The 16,998-nt window shown below is 36.2% G+C and carries 18 protein-coding genes; 14 read left to right on the top strand and 4 right to left on the bottom strand.

The features are described 5' to 3' along the window. Nucleotides 1-123: 123 nt before the first annotated feature. The 4 genes from hemW (at nucleotide 124) to BST91_RS10785 (ending at nucleotide 3,586) form a co-directional block, all read left to right on the top strand. Entirely contained in the window at nucleotides 124-1,326 is a 1,203-nt protein-coding gene (gene hemW / locus BST91_RS10800) for a radical SAM family heme chaperone HemW (protein ID WP_085775381.1), read from the top strand. Nucleotides 1,327-1,328: 2 nt separating this feature from the next. Next, a complete protein-coding gene (locus BST91_RS10795; RefSeq protein WP_244895617.1) occupies nucleotides 1,329-2,150 on the top strand; it encodes a DUF6624 domain-containing protein in 822 nt (273 codons plus the stop codon). Between the two features lie 62 nt (nucleotides 2,151-2,212). Next, nucleotides 2,213-2,953, top strand: coding sequence for a cyclase family protein (locus BST91_RS10790; protein WP_085775721.1), 741 nt, complete (start codon nucleotides 2,213-2,215; stop codon nucleotides 2,951-2,953). Between the two features lie 9 nt (nucleotides 2,954-2,962). Beyond that, nucleotides 2,963-3,586 (top strand): DUF4230 domain-containing protein, encoded by a 624-nt coding sequence (locus BST91_RS10785; RefSeq protein ID WP_060523578.1) that lies wholly within the window; start codon nucleotides 2,963-2,965, stop codon nucleotides 3,584-3,586. A gap of 2 nt (nucleotides 3,587-3,588) precedes the next feature. Here BST91_RS10785 and BST91_RS10780 read toward each other — a convergent pair whose 3' ends face one another. The 3 genes from BST91_RS10780 to BST91_RS10770 all read right to left on the bottom strand — a co-directional run bounded on the left by BST91_RS10780 (nucleotide 3,589) and on the right by BST91_RS10770 (nucleotide 6,272). Next, a complete protein-coding gene (locus BST91_RS10780; RefSeq protein ID WP_085775380.1) occupies nucleotides 3,589-4,686 on the bottom strand; it encodes a DNA helicase PriA in 1,098 nt (365 codons plus the stop codon). Nucleotides 4,687-4,696: 10 nt separating this feature from the next. Next, nucleotides 4,697-5,833: an SPFH domain-containing protein gene (locus BST91_RS10775; protein WP_085775720.1), complete on the bottom strand. Its 1,137-nt coding sequence runs from the start codon at nucleotides 5,831-5,833 to the stop codon at nucleotides 4,697-4,699. A gap of 76 nt (nucleotides 5,834-5,909) precedes the next feature. Then, a complete protein-coding gene (locus BST91_RS10770) occupies nucleotides 5,910-6,272 on the bottom strand; it encodes a hypothetical protein (RefSeq protein WP_085775379.1) in 363 nt (120 codons plus the stop codon). Between the two features lie 173 nt (nucleotides 6,273-6,445). On the opposite strand from BST91_RS10770, the gene BST91_RS10765 reads away from it, so the two are divergent. Both BST91_RS10765 and BST91_RS10760 read left to right on the top strand, forming a co-directional pair. Next, on the top strand, nucleotides 6,446-7,255 hold the full coding sequence (locus tag BST91_RS10765) for a M23 family metallopeptidase (protein ID WP_085775378.1): 810 nt from the start codon (nucleotides 6,446-6,448) through the stop codon (nucleotides 7,253-7,255). Then, complete coding sequence (locus BST91_RS10760; RefSeq protein ID WP_085775377.1) at nucleotides 7,255-8,751, top strand: GH3 auxin-responsive promoter family protein; 1,497 nt, start codon at nucleotides 7,255-7,257, stop codon at nucleotides 8,749-8,751. The genes BST91_RS10765 and BST91_RS10760 overlap by 1 nt, the downstream gene beginning before the upstream one ends. A 1-nt stretch (nucleotide 8,752) precedes the next feature. Here the strand turns inward: BST91_RS10760 and rsmI are convergent, their stop codons facing one another. Then, nucleotides 8,753-9,421, bottom strand: coding sequence for a 16S rRNA (cytidine(1402)-2'-O)-methyltransferase (gene rsmI, locus BST91_RS10755; RefSeq protein WP_085775376.1), 669 nt, complete (start codon nucleotides 9,419-9,421; stop codon nucleotides 8,753-8,755). A gap of 81 nt (nucleotides 9,422-9,502) precedes the next feature. On the opposite strand from rsmI, the gene BST91_RS10750 reads away from it, so the two are divergent. The 8 genes from BST91_RS10750 to BST91_RS10715 all read left to right on the top strand — a co-directional run bounded on the left by BST91_RS10750 (nucleotide 9,503) and on the right by BST91_RS10715 (nucleotide 16,958). After that, nucleotides 9,503-9,859, top strand: coding sequence for a hypothetical protein (locus BST91_RS10750; protein WP_060523586.1), 357 nt, complete (start codon nucleotides 9,503-9,505; stop codon nucleotides 9,857-9,859). A gap of 268 nt (nucleotides 9,860-10,127) precedes the next feature. Continuing rightward, nucleotides 10,128-10,796: a succinate dehydrogenase cytochrome b subunit gene (locus tag BST91_RS10745; RefSeq protein ID WP_060523587.1), complete on the top strand. Its 669-nt coding sequence runs from the start codon at nucleotides 10,128-10,130 to the stop codon at nucleotides 10,794-10,796. A gap of 2 nt (nucleotides 10,797-10,798) precedes the next feature. After that, the gene (locus BST91_RS10740) at nucleotides 10,799-12,802 is read left to right on the top strand and encodes a fumarate reductase/succinate dehydrogenase flavoprotein subunit (protein WP_060523588.1); all 2,004 of its coding nucleotides are present in this window, start codon (nucleotides 10,799-10,801) and stop codon (nucleotides 12,800-12,802) included. 55 nt (nucleotides 12,803-12,857) lie between these two features. Next, on the top strand, nucleotides 12,858-13,604 hold the full coding sequence (locus BST91_RS10735) for a succinate dehydrogenase/fumarate reductase iron-sulfur subunit (RefSeq protein ID WP_042277010.1): 747 nt from the start codon (nucleotides 12,858-12,860) through the stop codon (nucleotides 13,602-13,604). 72 nt (nucleotides 13,605-13,676) lie between these two features. Then, nucleotides 13,677-14,813, top strand: a complete 1,137-nt coding sequence (locus BST91_RS10730; protein WP_085775375.1) for a methionine aminotransferase — start codon at nucleotides 13,677-13,679, stop codon at nucleotides 14,811-14,813. A gap of 45 nt (nucleotides 14,814-14,858) precedes the next feature. Beyond that, nucleotides 14,859-15,326, top strand: a complete 468-nt coding sequence (locus tag BST91_RS10725; RefSeq protein WP_085775374.1) for a hypothetical protein — start codon at nucleotides 14,859-14,861, stop codon at nucleotides 15,324-15,326. A gap of 160 nt (nucleotides 15,327-15,486) precedes the next feature. Then, nucleotides 15,487-16,380 carry a heme o synthase gene (cyoE, locus tag BST91_RS10720; protein ID WP_085775373.1) on the top strand — a complete coding sequence of 298 codons (894 nt, stop codon included), beginning with the start codon at nucleotides 15,487-15,489 and terminating at the stop codon, nucleotides 16,378-16,380. Further along, nucleotides 16,380-16,958 (top strand): cytochrome c oxidase subunit 3, encoded by a 579-nt coding sequence (locus BST91_RS10715; protein WP_244895615.1) that lies wholly within the window; start codon nucleotides 16,380-16,382, stop codon nucleotides 16,956-16,958. The genes cyoE and BST91_RS10715 overlap by 1 nt, the downstream gene beginning before the upstream one ends. Nucleotides 16,959-16,998 lie beyond the last annotated feature (40 nt).

Genomic DNA, 16,998 nt, shown 5'->3' with positions numbered 1-16,998 from the left:
ACTACTGGTTTTATTGTGTTTAACATGTTAAAATTTAGACTTTAACATAAAACACGAGATTAGGGTACAATTTTACAGCTTTTTGAGGAATTCCCTTTACCTTTTGGACTTACCTTTACCTCTGTGAGTGGGATATATATACACATACCGTTTTGTAAACAAGCCTGTCACTACTGTGATTTTCATTTTGTAACTAGTACTAAATACAAGACTAGAATGATTCAGGCATTATGTGATGAATTACGTTTTCGCGCGAATCGGCCTAATATCGAATCTAATATTTCAAATACTGATATTAATAATTCCTCAGTTTATCTTGATGACAATGCCGTTGTAGAAACTATTTATTTTGGAGGTGGCACACCTAGTGTTTTACAAACCGAAGAAATAAACAAGATTATTGATACCGTCTATCAAAATTTTAATGTAAGTTCTAATCCTGAAATCACACTCGAGGCAAATCCTGATGATCTTGATGATTTAACCATTAAACAATTAGAGAAATCTCTTATAAATAGGTTAAGTATAGGTGTTCAAAGTTTTCATGAAAAAGATCTCAAGCTCATGAATCGGGCACACAATTCACAACAGGCAGAAGAGTGTATTTTAAAAGCGCAGCAATATTTTGAAAATTTGTCCATCGATTTAATATATGGTATTCCAGGTTTAACTAATGAAGAATGGCGCGATAATATCTATAGAGCGATCAAGCTCAAAATACCTCATATTTCCAGTTATGCACTAACGGTAGAGGATAATACAGCTCTAAAATCATTTATCGAGAAAGGCTTAATCCCGCAAGTCGATGATGAAAAGGCCCATGAGCATTTTAATATTCTGATTGATGCAATGCAGCTACATGGTTATAAAAATTACGAGTTTTCTAATTTTGGAAAGCCAGGCTTTTTTTCAAGAAATAATACTGCTTATTGGACAGGTAAACCTTATCTGGGAATAGGTCCTAGTGCTCATAGTTTTGATGGTGAAAAACGTGGATGGAACATCAACAATAACCTAAAATTTATGAAGGCTATTGAAAACGGTAATTCACCAATGGAAATTGAAAAGCTTACCAAAGTAGATAGATACAATGAGTACATAATGACAGGTTTGCGAACCATTTATGGTGTGTCTTTAGAGAAAATTGAAACTGAATATGGTATTGAGTTTAAGACATATCTTCTTAAACAAGCTCAAGAATACCTCAAGGACCATTTACTCTATTTAGATGGTGATACCTTGCTGGTAACTCGCAAAGGAAAGTTTTTAAGCGATGGAATTGCTAGCGAATTGTTTATGCTTAATTTAGGAGATTATAAAGAATAACTATGAAGGTCAGGTTGTTAATAGGAATTTTATTGATCGTAAGTTGTAAAAAGTCACCATCAATTGCAGATATCTCTACACTCGATGAAATTTCATATGAAGAAATGTTACAACAAGCAAGTAGTAATACTCTTATCGTTAGGGATGATGTTGTTTACTTAGATGAAAATAACAATGTACTTTCCAATGAAGAAAAGGAAAGTCGCAATGAAGATTTAATGTATGCAAAATGGCTAGTCAATGAACAAAATGAGCTGGTCATGGTACAATTACAATCCAGAGAAAATGCTCTTAAGTGGTTGAGTGACCGACCAGTTATTAAAGATAATTCTCAAATTGATTGTAACAAATTGGATATGTTATTAGAACGTATTTATCGACGAGACCAAGAAAATAGAAGTTCGCAATCGATTTTACCAAAAGTTGATTCACTCAATCTTGTAGCTATAGAAGCGGTGATAGATAAATGCGGTATGCCTACCATAGAAAATTCGGGAGAAATGGGGCCTAGCGCTGTTTGGTTAGTAATACAACACGCCAGCGCCGATAAGCGCAAAAAATACTTTCCCATGTTGTTAGAAGCTTCAAAAAAAGGTGATTTAGATAGGCAAGACATCGCTCTTATGCAGGACCGCATGCTTATGGATGCTGGCAAACCACAACTTTATGGATCCCAAGTTACCGTTGATGAAAGTGGTGAATACGTGCTTTACGATTTAAGAGACCCTGAAACTGTGGACCAACGCCGTGCTGTCATGAATTTAATGCCTTTAAAGGAATATCTTAATTTCTTTGAAATAGAATTCAATGTGCCTCAAAAATGAGAATAGCTCTGTTATTACTTTTAATTTTATCATTGATTGCATGCAATCAAAACAATACAACTATGACCGCTACCATTCATATAGAATCCAAAAATTATAAGATAGACCTAGACAAACCCATTGATATAAGTATTCCTGTACAACATCAATCTGGTGTAGGTGCCTGGTATATCGATCAACCTACTATTAAGCATGTTGAGGTTGATGGTTACGTAGGAAAAGTAGAATTGGGTGGCAGTACAAATTTTAATGATGTTTCGTTTAATCCTCACTCTCATGTAACTCATACTGAATGTGTAGGACATATTACAAAGCAAGTTTACAGCGTGAATCAAGCATTAAATAGAACCTTTTTTAAAGCACAGGTTATTAGTGTTCAACCAGAAGAGTTTGAGGATGATTTGGTAATTACCTTAGAAAAGTTTACCCATATTGCTGACGATGTAGAGGCAATTGTGATAAGAACTCTTCCTAATTCAGGTGATAAAAAGACTAGGAACTATTCTCATACCAATCCACCTTATTTACTGGAAGAAGTAGCAGTACGCTTTCGCGAAAGCGGAATAAAACACCTGCTTATTGATTTGCCCAGCGTAGATAAAGAAAAGGACGAAGGAGCATTACTAGCCCACAAAGCTTTCTTTAATTATCAAGGCGAATACCGAATGGATGCTACGATTACAGAATTTATTTATGTACCCGATGAGGTGAGTGATGGAAATTATTTATTGGATTTGCAAATAGCACCTATAGAGAATGACGCAGCTCCTTCTAGACCTATTTTGTATAAGATAAAATCTTAAGTTTGTGGTATGGAGTACTTATTTATAGGGCTAGCAGCAGGAGCAGTAATATCTTTTTTTATTTTCAAATTCTTAGTTAAGGGCAACCATTCAAAAAATAATACTAAGGAACAAAGCGTGGTGCTCATGGAAAAAATACGCACGGTATGTAAATTCATTACTGTTGAAGGAGATTTTGCCGAGATATATCACTACGAAAATGTAAAGGAAAAACTCATGACCCTATTACTAGGTAAAAAGAAGGCTATTGTCCTGGTAAATGCCAAAGCACATATAGGCTATGATTTAACTAAAATCAAAATGCATAGTGATCCTAAACGTAAAACGATTACTCTTACTAATTTTCCACAGCCACAAGTAATGAGTATTGAAACAGATCTTAATTACTATGACAAAAAAGAAGGTTGGGCAAACTATTTTTCAAGTTCTGATCTTACTGAAATTTCAAGAAACGCAAAGCAACATATCATTGACAAAATACCAGAAAGTGGCCTTTTAGAGCAAGCTCAACAAGAAGCCTTACAAGCGATTCAAATGATGGAAACCCTTGCACAAACTATCGGTTGGACCTTAGATTACAATGCACTTTTACTCGAGGAACCTGAAAAACAGGTTAAGATTTTAAATAAATAAGGTTATTGAACCTGGCTCGACACTACAATAATGACTGTAAGAACAATAAGTGCACAAACTACCGCAAAAAATATTTTCCAGAATGAGTAGGGCCTGGAGCCGTGTATTTTACCAGTTTGCCCATTTACGTAGAAGTGATATTGTTTACTGTTGTAATAATAACTACTTATGTATACAGGTAATAATATGTGCTTAAAGGTTTCATCATCTAAAGACATGTTGACACTACTTATTTTTTGAGTATCTCCACCTATATCACGACGTATCCAATTTCTACAAATCTCCTCAGCACGCCTGTTAGATACAATGTGTCCTTCCTTTAATGAAATGGTGTATTTCTCTGTCACATAACCAGCTAGAAAGCGCGAGTCAAAATTAGTAAGCTGTTTTAAATCCCACCTAGCAACTTGCTCGGGAATTTGGGACTGCTGTTTTTTAGTAGCCTTAACTAAAGTGTCATCGATAAATCCAGCGACATTACCAGCAGCAGGACTCCAGTCTGTTCTTCTTTCTCTAACCTGTCTTTTGTTTTCGCCACTACCTACTGTTTTTGTTACATAATAGTAATCACCTCGCATTCCAGTATAACCTGCTTGTAATTGAGCATCAAATGTCCAATAGGGTAAGTAAAGACCTTTGGTGTTTTCAGGACTTAATGAAGCCTTTTTTAAGTTATTAGGAGCCCACCAAAGTTTATTAACCCAGTTTTTAAATATTAAATGAGCTTTACCTTGATTAATTTGAAACGGAATAAGAGCGCCTGGTTGTATCCATTCCTCACGATATAGTTCATCAATTTGCAACGGCGATGCACAGTAAACACATTGCAAAGTTTTGTAGGATTCTTCAACATGCTGGGTAGCACCACAACTTTTACAATCCAACAAACTTAATTCTGTGGAATGCGATTGTGATCCTAACTGTTCTAGATAAGGAAGTAATTCTATTTCTTGAAAAGGTTGCTCCTTATGTTCAATTTGTTCTTTATGACCACAATAATCACAAGTTATTAGGTCTGTACCAGGTTCATAAGTAAGTTCTGCGCCACAATTGACGCAGGACTTTTTACGTTTTGAAACGCTTTTTATCGACTCGCTCACGAGCTGTTTATTAAGAATTAGGTAATGGCGGTGGTGTAGTTCCTCCTAAAAAGACTTTTAATTCATCAATGTCCTTAAGAGCTTTCCAACCGTCTAATCCTGCGCGCCATATTAAGGTTTCTTTGTTCACGGTTCTTCCTGCAAATAAAGCTCTTAATTGTTCAAAAGGCACAGGTCCGGCTTGTGCGCCGTTGAGTGCATAAAAATATTGAACAGCCTGCGGTAATGGTGGTGGCGCCACAGGCGCTGATTGAGTTTGAGGTGCGGCTGCTGTTCCAGCTGTTGGATTCATCATGCCGCCCATTTGTTGGGCTAGAACAAATCCCATTCCCATTCCCATTCCGGCACCAGCAGTTCCTCCTTCATTTGCTGCTGCCGCTTCGATTGCCTTGGCCGTTTTGAATTTTGTAAGCTTGTCTAGGTCTAACTTATCAATACGACTGTACTCAAAAATCTCTTTTTTAAGATCTTCTGGCATCGATACATTTTCAATGTAAAAACGCTCTAGTGAAATACCTACGCCCAAAAATTCTGGTTGCATTACTTCCTTGCAGGTTTCAGAAAGTTCTGATGTATTTGCAGCGTATAGTTCAATAGGTAAATTAGCTTCTCCTACAGTGTCAGTAAAACGTGTGGCGATCAGACTTTTTAAGTGTTCATTAATCTCAAAGTTGGTAAAATTGTTATCAGTCCCTACAATGTCAATGATAAACTTACCTGGATCATTAATTTTAAATGCATAAGTACCAAAGGCTCTTATTTCGACTAATCCAAATCTATCGTCGCTTAAGGTAATTGGGTTTTTAGTTCCCCATTTTTCATCAGTAAACAGGTGTGTGTTTACAAAATAGACTTCTGCTTTAAAGGGCGAATTAAAACCGTACTTCCATCCCTTTAAGGTAGAAAGAATAGGTAGGTTTTGAGTAGTCAGATCGTACGTTCCTGGTGTAAAAACATCTGCAAGTTGTCCTTCATTCACAAAAACCGCAGCTTGTCCTTCACGTACGATTAGTTTGGCGCCGTTTTTTATTTCGTTTTGATAGCGTTCAAAACGGTGTGCAATGGTATCGTCGGTATAATCCAGCCACTCAACAATGTCAATAAATTCGTGGCTTAATTTCTCTTTTATTTTATCAAAAATACTCATGGTGGTAGCTTTTAAATTTTGGGTAATCAATGTAGTGATTTTTACGCTTTCGCGAAAGCGTATTTATCAACCTTAATTATTTAATAAGATTGAGATCATTCAATTGGACAAGCAAGGAATCAATAAACTCGCGTTGTTCGAGCTGTGACTTGTTAGCAATTTTAATCGTATACACCTCGTTAAAGCTTGTTTGATCAGTAAGGGAGCTGTCTATAATAACATTAAGGTTATCTACTAATCTAGACATAGGCCAGTCCTTCATCACTAACGAATCACCCGTCAGTTTTAAAGAGGCTTTACCATATAAACCTAGACCATTTCCACCTTCAATATATCCTTCTAAACTTGAAGTTTTAACTTCTACACGTTTAAAGTCAGTGGAGCAGGAAGTTAAGCCAGTAACAAAGAGAAATAAGAGTAAGAAGTTTTTTAAGTTCATGAGGCAATAGCTTTGGGTAAATATAGTTATTAAACGTTATTTAATGAGGTGCTAGTATAGGGAGCTTTTTTGATTATCCTATATTTGTACTAGAAGAATAAAATGGCAAAAAGAAAAAGAAAAAAGGGAACGAATTCTCTAGAAAAAAGAGTAGATGGACCAGTCACTATCGTATGGTAGTGCTCAATGATGACACCTTTGAAGAACGTTTTTCTTTAAAGCTGAATAGGTTAAACGTATTCTTTATCACTGCCATAAGTGCATTATTGCTTATTGTTTTAACCACCTTACTCATCGCTTTTACGCCTTTAAGAGAGTATATTCCAGGTTATTCTAATGCCAAAACTAAAAGTACGGCAGTTCAATTGACAAAGGAAACTGATTCATTAAGACAAGTGCTGGCGACTAAAGACGAACAATATAACCGAATAAAAAAAATTCTTCTAGGTGACTTAACTTTTGAAGAATATGAAAGTACCACTGCAGAAGATTCTACCACAACAATACAAGCTGTACCAGATTTGTCACCTAGTGAGCAAGAAAACGAATTGCGCAATGAGGTTGCAAAAGTTGACCGATACAATATATTGAACGATGCGAGTGTGCGTACTGAATTTGTTCTGTTTACACCTGTATCAGGATCACTAACAGGATCATTCAATCCAGAAGAAGATCACTATGCTGTCGATATCGCAGCGTCTGTAGGAACTCCTATAAAAGCTGCTGCAGATGGAACTGTAATTTTTTCTGGGTGGACAGTTGAAACTGGTTATACGGTGATTATAGAACACGCATTTGGTTTAATAACGGTATATAAACATGCTGGTGAACTTCTCAAACAACAAAATGATCGAGTAGAATCAGGTGAAGTTATCGCTAGTATAGGTAACACAGGTGAGCTTACTACTGGACCTCATTTACACTTTGAAATATGGAGCGATGGTTACCCATTAGATCCAAGTAACTTTATTAGCTTTAAATAATGTCGTTAAAGTCCTTTGCAGCACGCATATTTGCTAAGTTTATCGATCGTAAAACTCGTAAGTGGAGTGAAAATCCAATTGAAGCTCAAAACAAAGTTTTCAAGCATTTATTGGAATCTGCTTCTTCGACTGATTTTGGAAACGATCATAATTTTAAATCCATAAAAACACATCAAGAATTTACAAAACAAGTGCCTGTACGTGATTACGAGGATTTAAGGCCTTATGTGGATAGAGTGGTTGAAGGAGAAAGCGATGTTTTATGGCCAGGTAAACCTCTTTACTATGCCAAAACATCTGGAACAACGAGCGGAGCCAAATATATTCCTATTACCAAAGAGAGCATGCCTGAACATATAAAAGCAGCACGCAATGCTATTTTGAGCTACATAAATGAGACCGGTAATAGTCATTTTGTGGATGGAAAAATGATATTCCTACAAGGAAGTCCAGAAATGGAGGATAAAAATGGTGTTCAACTAGGTCGATTGAGCGGTATTGTAGCGCATTATGTGCCTGGATATCTTCAGCGCAATAGAATGCCTTCTTGGGAAACGAATTGTATTGATGATTGGGAAACTAAAGTCGAGGCTATTATCGATGAAACTTTACCTGAAGACATGAGTGTGATTTCAGGTATTCCCAGCTGGGTACAAATGTATTTTGAAAGAATCGTACAGCGCACAGGAAAGCCCGTAGGTGAAGTGTTTCCTAACTTCAATTTGTTTATTTACGGTGGTGTAAATTTTGAACCTTATAAGGCTAGATTTGAACAACTTATAGGCAGGCAGGTGGATAGTATTGAGCTTTTTCCTGCAAGTGAAGGCTTTTTTGCATATCAAGATACTAGAAATGAAAAAGGTATGCTATTGCTGCTAGATGCTGGTATCTTTTATGAGTTTATTCCTGCAGATCAGTTTTATGATAAAAATCCTCCTAGACTTACCATTGCAGATGTGGAAGTAGGTGTGAATTATGTGATGATTATTTCTACTACTGCTGGATTATGGGCTTATAACATTGGTGATACAATTGCGTTTACTTCAGTTCAACCTTACAGAGTAGTTGTTACAGGTAGAATAAAACATTATATAAGTGCCAGCGGTGAGCACGTAATAGGAAAAGAGGTTGAACAGGCAATGAAAGAAGCTTGTGATGTTCAAGAGGTTATAATCAACGAATTTACTGTTGCACCTCAGTTAAACCCAAATGATGGTGAATTACCATACCACGAATGGTTCATAGAATTCGATCAAAACATGTCTTTTGACAAGAAAAAATTTAGTGCAGATTTAGATCAAGCGCTACGTAATCAAAATAGTTATTACGACGATCTCATAGTAGGTAAGGTTTTACAACCGTTAAAAATAACAACCGTTCCTAAGGATGGATTTAAATCCTACATGAAAACTATTGGTAAATTAGGTGGGCAAAACAAATTACCGCGATTGTCTAATGATAGAAAAATTGCAAGCTTTTTGGAAAGTTTAAGTTAGCCTATATCATTCCTTCCAAAATTAAAACGAACTCTCCTTTGTTTTTTTTAGATTGAAAGTGTGAAATTGCTTCCTGTACTGTTCCTCTAAAATGCTCCTCAAACATTTTAGAAATTTCTCTTGAAACACTTATTTTACGATCAGCTCCCATGTGTTCCATAAAGTCATTTAATGTTTTCCCTAGCTTGTGTGGTGATTCATAGAATATAATGCTGCGCGTTTCTTCTTTTAAAAACAACAACCTTTTTTGTCGCCCTTTTTTAACGGGAAGAAAACCTTCAAATACAAATTTGTCACTAGGTAATCCAGATACGGTTAGGGCTGGCACAAAAGCTGTTGCTCCTGGTAATGCTTGAACTTCTATATTTGATTCAATAGCCTTGCGAGTAAGCAGGTATCCTGGGTCGCTTATTCCTGGAGAACCAGCATCGGTTATTAAGGCCATACTAGTCCCTGCAGCAATTCGTTCTATTATAGAATCACTTATTTTATGTTCATTATGCATGTGATAAGACTGCATAGGAGTATTTATGCTGTAGTGCTGTAGTAATTTTCCGCTAGTACGAGTATCCTCTGCTAGAATCAAGTCAACTTCATTTAGCACATTAATAGCTCTAAATGTGATGTCTTCTAGGTTCCCTATAGGTGTAGGTACAAGATACAATTTCATAATGTGTTACTTAAGAAATTCAAAGATAGTTATATACTTCTCATACTAATAAATACGATGAGCTTCTTCTATCTTTGCATCATGACAAAAGATGAGCTACTAATAAAGAGATGGAAAACGACTGAGAGTTTTTTTCAGGAGCGTTTCGGTGATGGAGAAGAGCTAGATCTAGATGCTATTCTATTTGTTATCGGCGTTCAAGAGTTAGGTCAATTACATAGAAAATTTAAAAAAGATGAAAAATTACAGCTCATGCATATAGCTATATGTAGATTGCTTGAACCATATGGGTATTATGAATTCTCTCATTTTGATGAGGATAAATGGCCGCATTATCTTCTTAAAGAAAAATTGCCACCATTAAAGGCTGGTGAGCAATCTCTACTTATGAAGGAAGCAATTGTGAATTATATGCTAGAAACTGGGGTAATAGACTAATACAGTAACCTTATTAATTTTTTATTTAACAGGATAAATTGTTTAGGTATCTAATTGTTTTTCTCGTTTATCTATATCCATTTCAAAAACAAAATCTTAACGAACTTTTTGCAAGGAAAAGGCCAGTATTTCTACTTAATGCAACGTAAAGTCTAATTTACTTAATTAAGATTCAATCCAAATAAGAGTTTTTAACTCGGCTTGCAATTATAACGATTGAATTCTATCAATTGAGAGGTTATCTTTGCGTGAAATTAAAAATTTATACATGAGCGCATTAGTAAAATCATCACTAGCAAGAAAATGGGTGATGGCATTATCAGGGCTATTTTTAGTAGTGTTTTTAACGCAGCATTTTGTTATTAATATCACGTCGGTAATTGCACCAGATACTTTTAACGAATGGTCACATTTTATGGGTTATAATCCATTAGTGCAATATGTTTTGCAGCCAGTTTTAATTGCTGGTATTATCATTCACTTTGTTATGGGTATTGTGTTAGAAATTCAAAATAATAAGGCAAGACCAATAAAATATAAAAGCAGCCCAGGAAATGCTAATGCAAGCTGGGTTTCTCGTAATATGATCATCACAGGACTTGTTGTTCTAGCATTTATGGGATTACATATGTATGACTTTTGGGTTCATGAAATGGCTTATAAATATGTTGAGGTGAATCCTGAAGACCCAACAAGATATTATGAAGAAACTGTAGAAAAATTTGCTCCTATCTGGAGAGTAGTTCTATATGTTATTGCTTTTGTACTCCTAGCAATGCATTTATGGCACGGTTTCAATAGCTCTTTCCAATCTATGGGAGCAAAGAGTGTAAATAAAGGAGAAGGCTTAAAGAAATTTACTAAGGTTTGGAGTATTCTAATACCAGCAGGATTTATCTTTATAGCATTGTTTCACCATCTAAATCATACAAACTAATTATGTCTGTATTAGATTCAAAAGTACCATCAGGACCACTTGCAGATAAGTGGACGAAACACAAGAATACTATCAATCTGGTAAACCCAGCAAACAAGCGTTTAATTGACGTAATTGTTGTAGGGACAGGTCTAGCAGGTGGTAGCGCAGCGGCTACTCTTGCAGAGCTAGGTTATAATGTAAAGACATTTTGTTATAACGACTCGCCACGTCGTGCGCACTCTATTGCTGCACAAGGTGGTATCAATGCAGCCAAGAACTATCAAGGAGATGGAGATTCAAATTTCCGACTATTCTACGATACCATTAAAGGTGGAGATTACAGATCTCGTGAGGCAAATGTTCACCGATTAGCAGAAGTTTCTGGAAATATTATTGACCAGTGCGTTGCTCAAGGTGTTCCTTTTGCTCGTGAATATGGAGGATTGTTGGACAATAGATCTTTTGGTGGTGTTTTAGTTTCTAGAACATTCTATGCTGCAGGACAAACAGGACAACAATTGCTATTAGGAGCTTACTCTGCTCTTAACAGACAAATCAATAGAGGTAAAGTACAACCGTTCAACCGTCACGAGATGTTAGATCTTGTGGTAGTAGATGGAAAAGCAAGAGGAATTATTGCTCGTAACTTAGTTACAGGTGAGATTGAAAGACATGGAGCTCATGCAGTGGTAATTGCTTCTGGAGGATATGGTAATGTATTCTTCCTTTCTACAAATGCGATGGGTAGTAATGTTATGGCTGCTTGGAGAACGCACCGTCGTGGAGCTTTCTTTGCAAATCCTTGTTTTACACAAATTCACCCTACTTGTATACCAGTGAGTGGTGAACACCAGTCTAAATTAACTCTAATGTCCGAATCGCTACGTAACGATGGGCGTATTTGGGTTCCTAAGGATCTAGAAGATGCAAAAGCTATTAGAGAAGGTAGGTTAAGAGGTGTTGATTTACCAGAGGAGAAAAGAGATTACTATCTAGAAAGAAGATATCCAGCATTCGGTAACCTTGTACCGCGTGATGTTGCATCTCGTGCAGCAAAAGAGCGATGCGATGCAGGATATGGTGTAAATAAAACAGGTAATGCTGTTTATCTAGATTTTGCAGCTTCATTCTTACGATATGGTAAGATAGAAGCCTTAACAAGTGGTAAGAAAAACGCAACCGAAGAGGAAATGATTGCTTTAGGTAAAAAAGTAATCGAGAAAAAGTACGGTAACTTATTTGATATGTATCGTAATATTACCGATGACAATCCTTATGAGGTTCCTATGAAAATATTCCCAGCTGTACACTATACAATGGGTGGATTATGGGTAGATTATAATTTACAAACAACAGTGCCAGGTTGTTTTGCAGCAGGTGAGGCAAATTTCTCTGACCATGGTGCAAATAGATTAGGAGCAAGTGCCTTGATGCAAGGACTGGCCGATGGTTACTTTGTGTTACCATACACAATAGGTGATTACCTGTCAAATGAAATTCGTACAGGTGAAATTTCTACGGATACGCCAGAATTTGACGAGGCAGAAAAGGATGTGCGCAATCGTATTTCTAAACTTATGAATGGTTCCGGTAAACATTCAGTAGATTATTACCACAAGAAGCTAGGTCTTATTATGTGGAATAAATGCGGTATGTCTAGAAATGAGAAAGAACTTAAGGAAGCGATGGATGAAATCGCTGAGTTAAGAGCAGATTTCTGGCAAAACGTACGTGTTCCTGGTAGTGCCGACACTAAAAACCAGGAGCTTGAAAAAGCTGGTCGTGTAGCTGACTTCCTAGAGTTAGGAGAGCTGTTTGCCAAAGATGCTCTAGACCGTAATGAAAGTTGTGGTGGTCACTTCCGTGAGGAGTATCAAACAGAAGAAGGTGAGGCATTGCGTGACGATGAAAACTACACTTATGTAAGTGCTTGGGAATACAATGAAAACCCACGTGAGGCAAAACTTCACAAGGAGAATCTTGTTTTTGAAAATGTAGAATTGAAAACGAGATCTTATAAATAATTGAATTTTAAATGTTGCGCTTTCGCGAAAGCGTAATCTATAAAATATAGAAAGTATGAAACTTACTTTAAAAATCTGGAGACAAGAAAACGCAAATGCCAAGGGTAAAATGGTTACCTACCAGTTAGATGGTGTAGATGGTGATATGTCGTTTCTTGAAATGATGGATATCCTTAACGAGGATCTTAATAACAAAGGTGAAGAGCCAGTAGAATTTGATCATGATTGCCGCGAAGGTATTTGTGGTGCATGTTCAATGGTGATAAACGGTCAACCGCACGGTCCTCAAAAATTGACAACAACGTGTCAATTACACATGAGAAAGTTCAAAGATGGTGATACCATTACTATTGAGCCGTGGAGAGCAGCAGCCTTTCCGGTAATTAAGGATTTAATGGTAGATCGTTCAGCTTTTGATAGAATACAGCAAGCTGGTGGATACATCTCGGTTAACACATCTGGTAACACGCAAGATGCAAACGCTATTCCAGTTGAGAAAGAAAATGCCGATGAGGCTTTCTATAGTGCAACTTGTATAGGTTGTGGAGCTTGTGTAGCAGCTTGTAAAAATGCAAGTGCTATGTTATTTACAAGTGCTAAGATTTCTCAATACGCTTTATTACCACAAGGTCAGGTAGAAGCTACTACCCGTGTTGAAAATATGGTACGTCAAATGGATCTTGAAGGATTTGGTAACTGTACCAATACAGGTGCATGTATGGTAGAATGTCCAAAGGGTATTAAATTAGAAAATATCGCTCGAATGAATCGTGAGTATCTTAAGGCTGAAACTATAGGATAACACACAATTTAAATAGAACTTAAACCTCTCTTGCTTATTTTTAACAAGAGAGGTTTTTTTATTTACTTACTTATGATCAATTCCAAATTACCACATGTTTCTACGACCATATTTACTGTGATGAGTGATCTGGCACGAGAGCATGGTGCAATTAATCTATCACAAGGTTTTCCTAGCTTTTCAACAGATGATCACTTAAAATCATTAATCAAAAATGCGATTACTAATGACCACAATCAATATGCACCCATGCAGGGTTTGTTGTCAATTAGAGTTTCCTTAAGTAATTTGATTCACAATTGCTATGGAGCTATCTATCGACCAGATGATGAAATTTGTATTACTGCAGGAGCTACCCAAGCTATATTTACAGCGATACAAGCGATAGTTCATCCTGGAGATGAAGTCATCTACTTTACACCAGCCTATGATTGCTATGAACCAGCCATTCAATTAGCTGGTGGTATACCTGTACCTATAAGCATGGATGTGCAAAACTTTACTATAGACTGGGATCTTGTGAAGCAAACAATCTCGAATAAAACGGTGGCTATTATAATAAACACACCTCATAATCCTAGTGGAACCGTTATGAGTAAGGAAGATATGCTTTGCTTGCAAAAATTGGTGGTAGACCATGGATTAATTTGTATAAGTGATGAGGTTTACGAGCATATAGTTTTTGACGATAATAAACACATGAGTGCCGCAAGTTTTGAAGGTCTAAAAGAGCGTAGTTTTATAATTGGTAGTTTTGGAAAAACCTATCACATAACAGGTTGGAAAACCGGTTATTGTGTCGCGAGTAAAGTTCTAATGAAAGAATTTTTAAAGGTTCATCAATACCTAGTGTTTTGTGTAAATCATCCCATTCAAGTTGCCCTTGCTGAGTATTTGAAAACACCAAAACATTATTTAGAGTTAGGGGCTTTTTATCAACGTAAAAGAGATTTATTTTTAAGTTTACTTAAAGATAGTATGTTTAAATTCTCGCCTGCTCAAGGATCGTATTTTCAGTTATTGGATTATTCATCATTAACTAATGAGCATGACGTAAGTTTTGCAAAAAGATTAACGATTGAAAACAAAATTGCCTCAATTCCTATTTCGGTATTTATGAGTAATGATAATACGAAGAAACTTAGATTTTGTTTTGCTAAAAAGGATGATGAGCTCATACAGGCAGCAAATATCTTAAAAGCACTTTAGTATAATTTGGCTAGATTTATGTAGTCGTTTGTAAAAAGATTAAAAATGAAATGGATGGTTTTAGTGATTGCATTAACACTTGTTAATTGTAAATCAAAAGAAGGAGTAGCAACTATGAATGCAAAAAACAATGAAAACACAATATCTATACAGCAATGGAGCGGTGGCGCACCAGGTTCTGGATCAGGATATTTAATTGATTTTGAAAAAGCATTCTTCGTTGAAAAACCTAGTAAAGTATATTTCAAAGGTTCTTGGACTGATAAGGTGTCCATCCATCCAGATAAACCTAACTGGTATAGGGTGAGACTCCATACTCAAAAAGGAGACGTAGTGATGCATTCAGATTCTTCAAAAGAGGTTGTAAATGAAATACCTTTCCCTAAAAACGCCGTGCGTAAAGTAGATGACGGTGATATGGCTGTTCTAGTTGGTGATTTATGGATTATTGTAAACAATGTTACTGTCAAAGAGCCGCTTTTTTATCCCAGCGCACCACCTAGACAGCAGTAAAAGTTTATATTTAAGTACGCTTTCGCGAAAGCGTATTCACACTCACTTTAGAAGAATATTTTATCGCATTATTCTTGGAAAATATTGTGCGACAATCTGTTAATTCCTTTGCTCAAGGACGACTTCATAAGTATCTTTGCAAACCTTTTAAATTGAGGATTTGAGTCAAACAGAAACGGTTATAAAATCTCCAAGCGCTATTCAAAACTTTGTTGAAATAACAAAGCCTAGGCTATCTGTGGTTGTTGTTTTTTCTTCTATTGCAGGTTATTTTCTTGCTGTTGAAAGTGCAGATTTTCTAGAGCTATTTTATTTATGTGCAGGTGGATATTTTCTTGTAGGTAGTTCAAATGTTTTTAATCAGATTATTGAGCGCGATCGTGATGCTCTCATGAAGCGTACTCAAAACAGACCGCTTCCTACGGGTAGGATAAGCGTGCCTGTTGCCTGGACTTATGGAATAGCCATGGCACTTACAGGTGTGTTTTTACTTTATCTTATTAATATACCGACGGCATTTTTTGGTGCTCTAAGTATCGTATTATATGCGGCTATTTATACTCCTTTAAAAACAATTACACCCTTGTGTGTTTTTGTAGGAGCTTTTCCAGGAGCTATTCCTTATATGCTGGGTTGGGTAGCGGCTAGTGGTGATTTTGGTATAGAGCCAGGTACTCTTTTTATGCTGCAGTTTTTCTGGCAATTTCCTCATTTTTGGGCGATAGGTTGGATGTTAGAAGACGACTATAAAGCTGGTGGCTTCAAAATGTTACCTACAGGTGCTGCCGATAAAGGAACGGCATTACAAGTTGTGTTATATACCATATGGACAGTTTTAATTTCTATAATTCCAGTGTTTAACATCACGGGAGAATTGTACATCACCTGGTACAGTGCAATATTGGTAGGAATATTAGGTTTGTGGTTTTTATATTATGCCATCAAATTATTTAAAGAACAAAGTAAAACAGTAGCACGTAAATTAATGTTGGTTAGTGTGAGTTACATTACCCTTATCCAGATAATTTATGTTGCCGATAAATTTTTACGTTAATGACTGATTATACAGAAGTACCTCATGAGGTGAAGTTAGCAAGAAGCAAAAAGCAAATGATGTATTTTGCGATTGCCAGTATGGTGATGATGTTTGCAGGTCTTACCTCAGGTTATCTAGTAAGTAGGCCCAGAAAAGATTGGGTTGAAATAGAATTGCCACAAGAATTTTACTACAGTACAGGAATTATAATTTTAAGTTCGATAGCATTGTGGCTTGCAAAGCGCAGTATTAAAGCTGGAAATAATAAGGGTGCTGTTATTTTAACGGTTACTACTTTTGTCTTGGGATCTGTTTTTGTCTACATGCAATTCGCAGGTTTTGAAACTTTATATAACCTAAAGCATTACTTTACAGGTCGCGGTAGTAGTGTATCAGCTAGCTTTATTTATATCATTGTTTTTGCGCACTTGGTCCATATTGTCGCGGGATTAATAAGCTTAATGGTGATAACATTTAATGCAATTAAAGGTAAGTATAACTCTCAAAATTATTTAGGATTTGAGCTAGGTGCTATATTCTGGCACTTTGTAGATATTTTGTGGGTATTATTACTTGTGTTTTTCTTACTAGCATAAAAGAATTTTTAGACTTATTTTTGCGACTTATTGAATATCT

It is taken from the genome of Nonlabens tegetincola (assembly GCF_002117085.1).
In the GTDB taxonomy this organism is placed as follows: Bacteria; Bacteroidota; Bacteroidia; order Flavobacteriales; family Flavobacteriaceae; genus Nonlabens; species Nonlabens tegetincola.
Note: the sequence above shows the minus strand (reverse complement) of the source record. Positions and strands in the feature narration are given on the sequence as shown.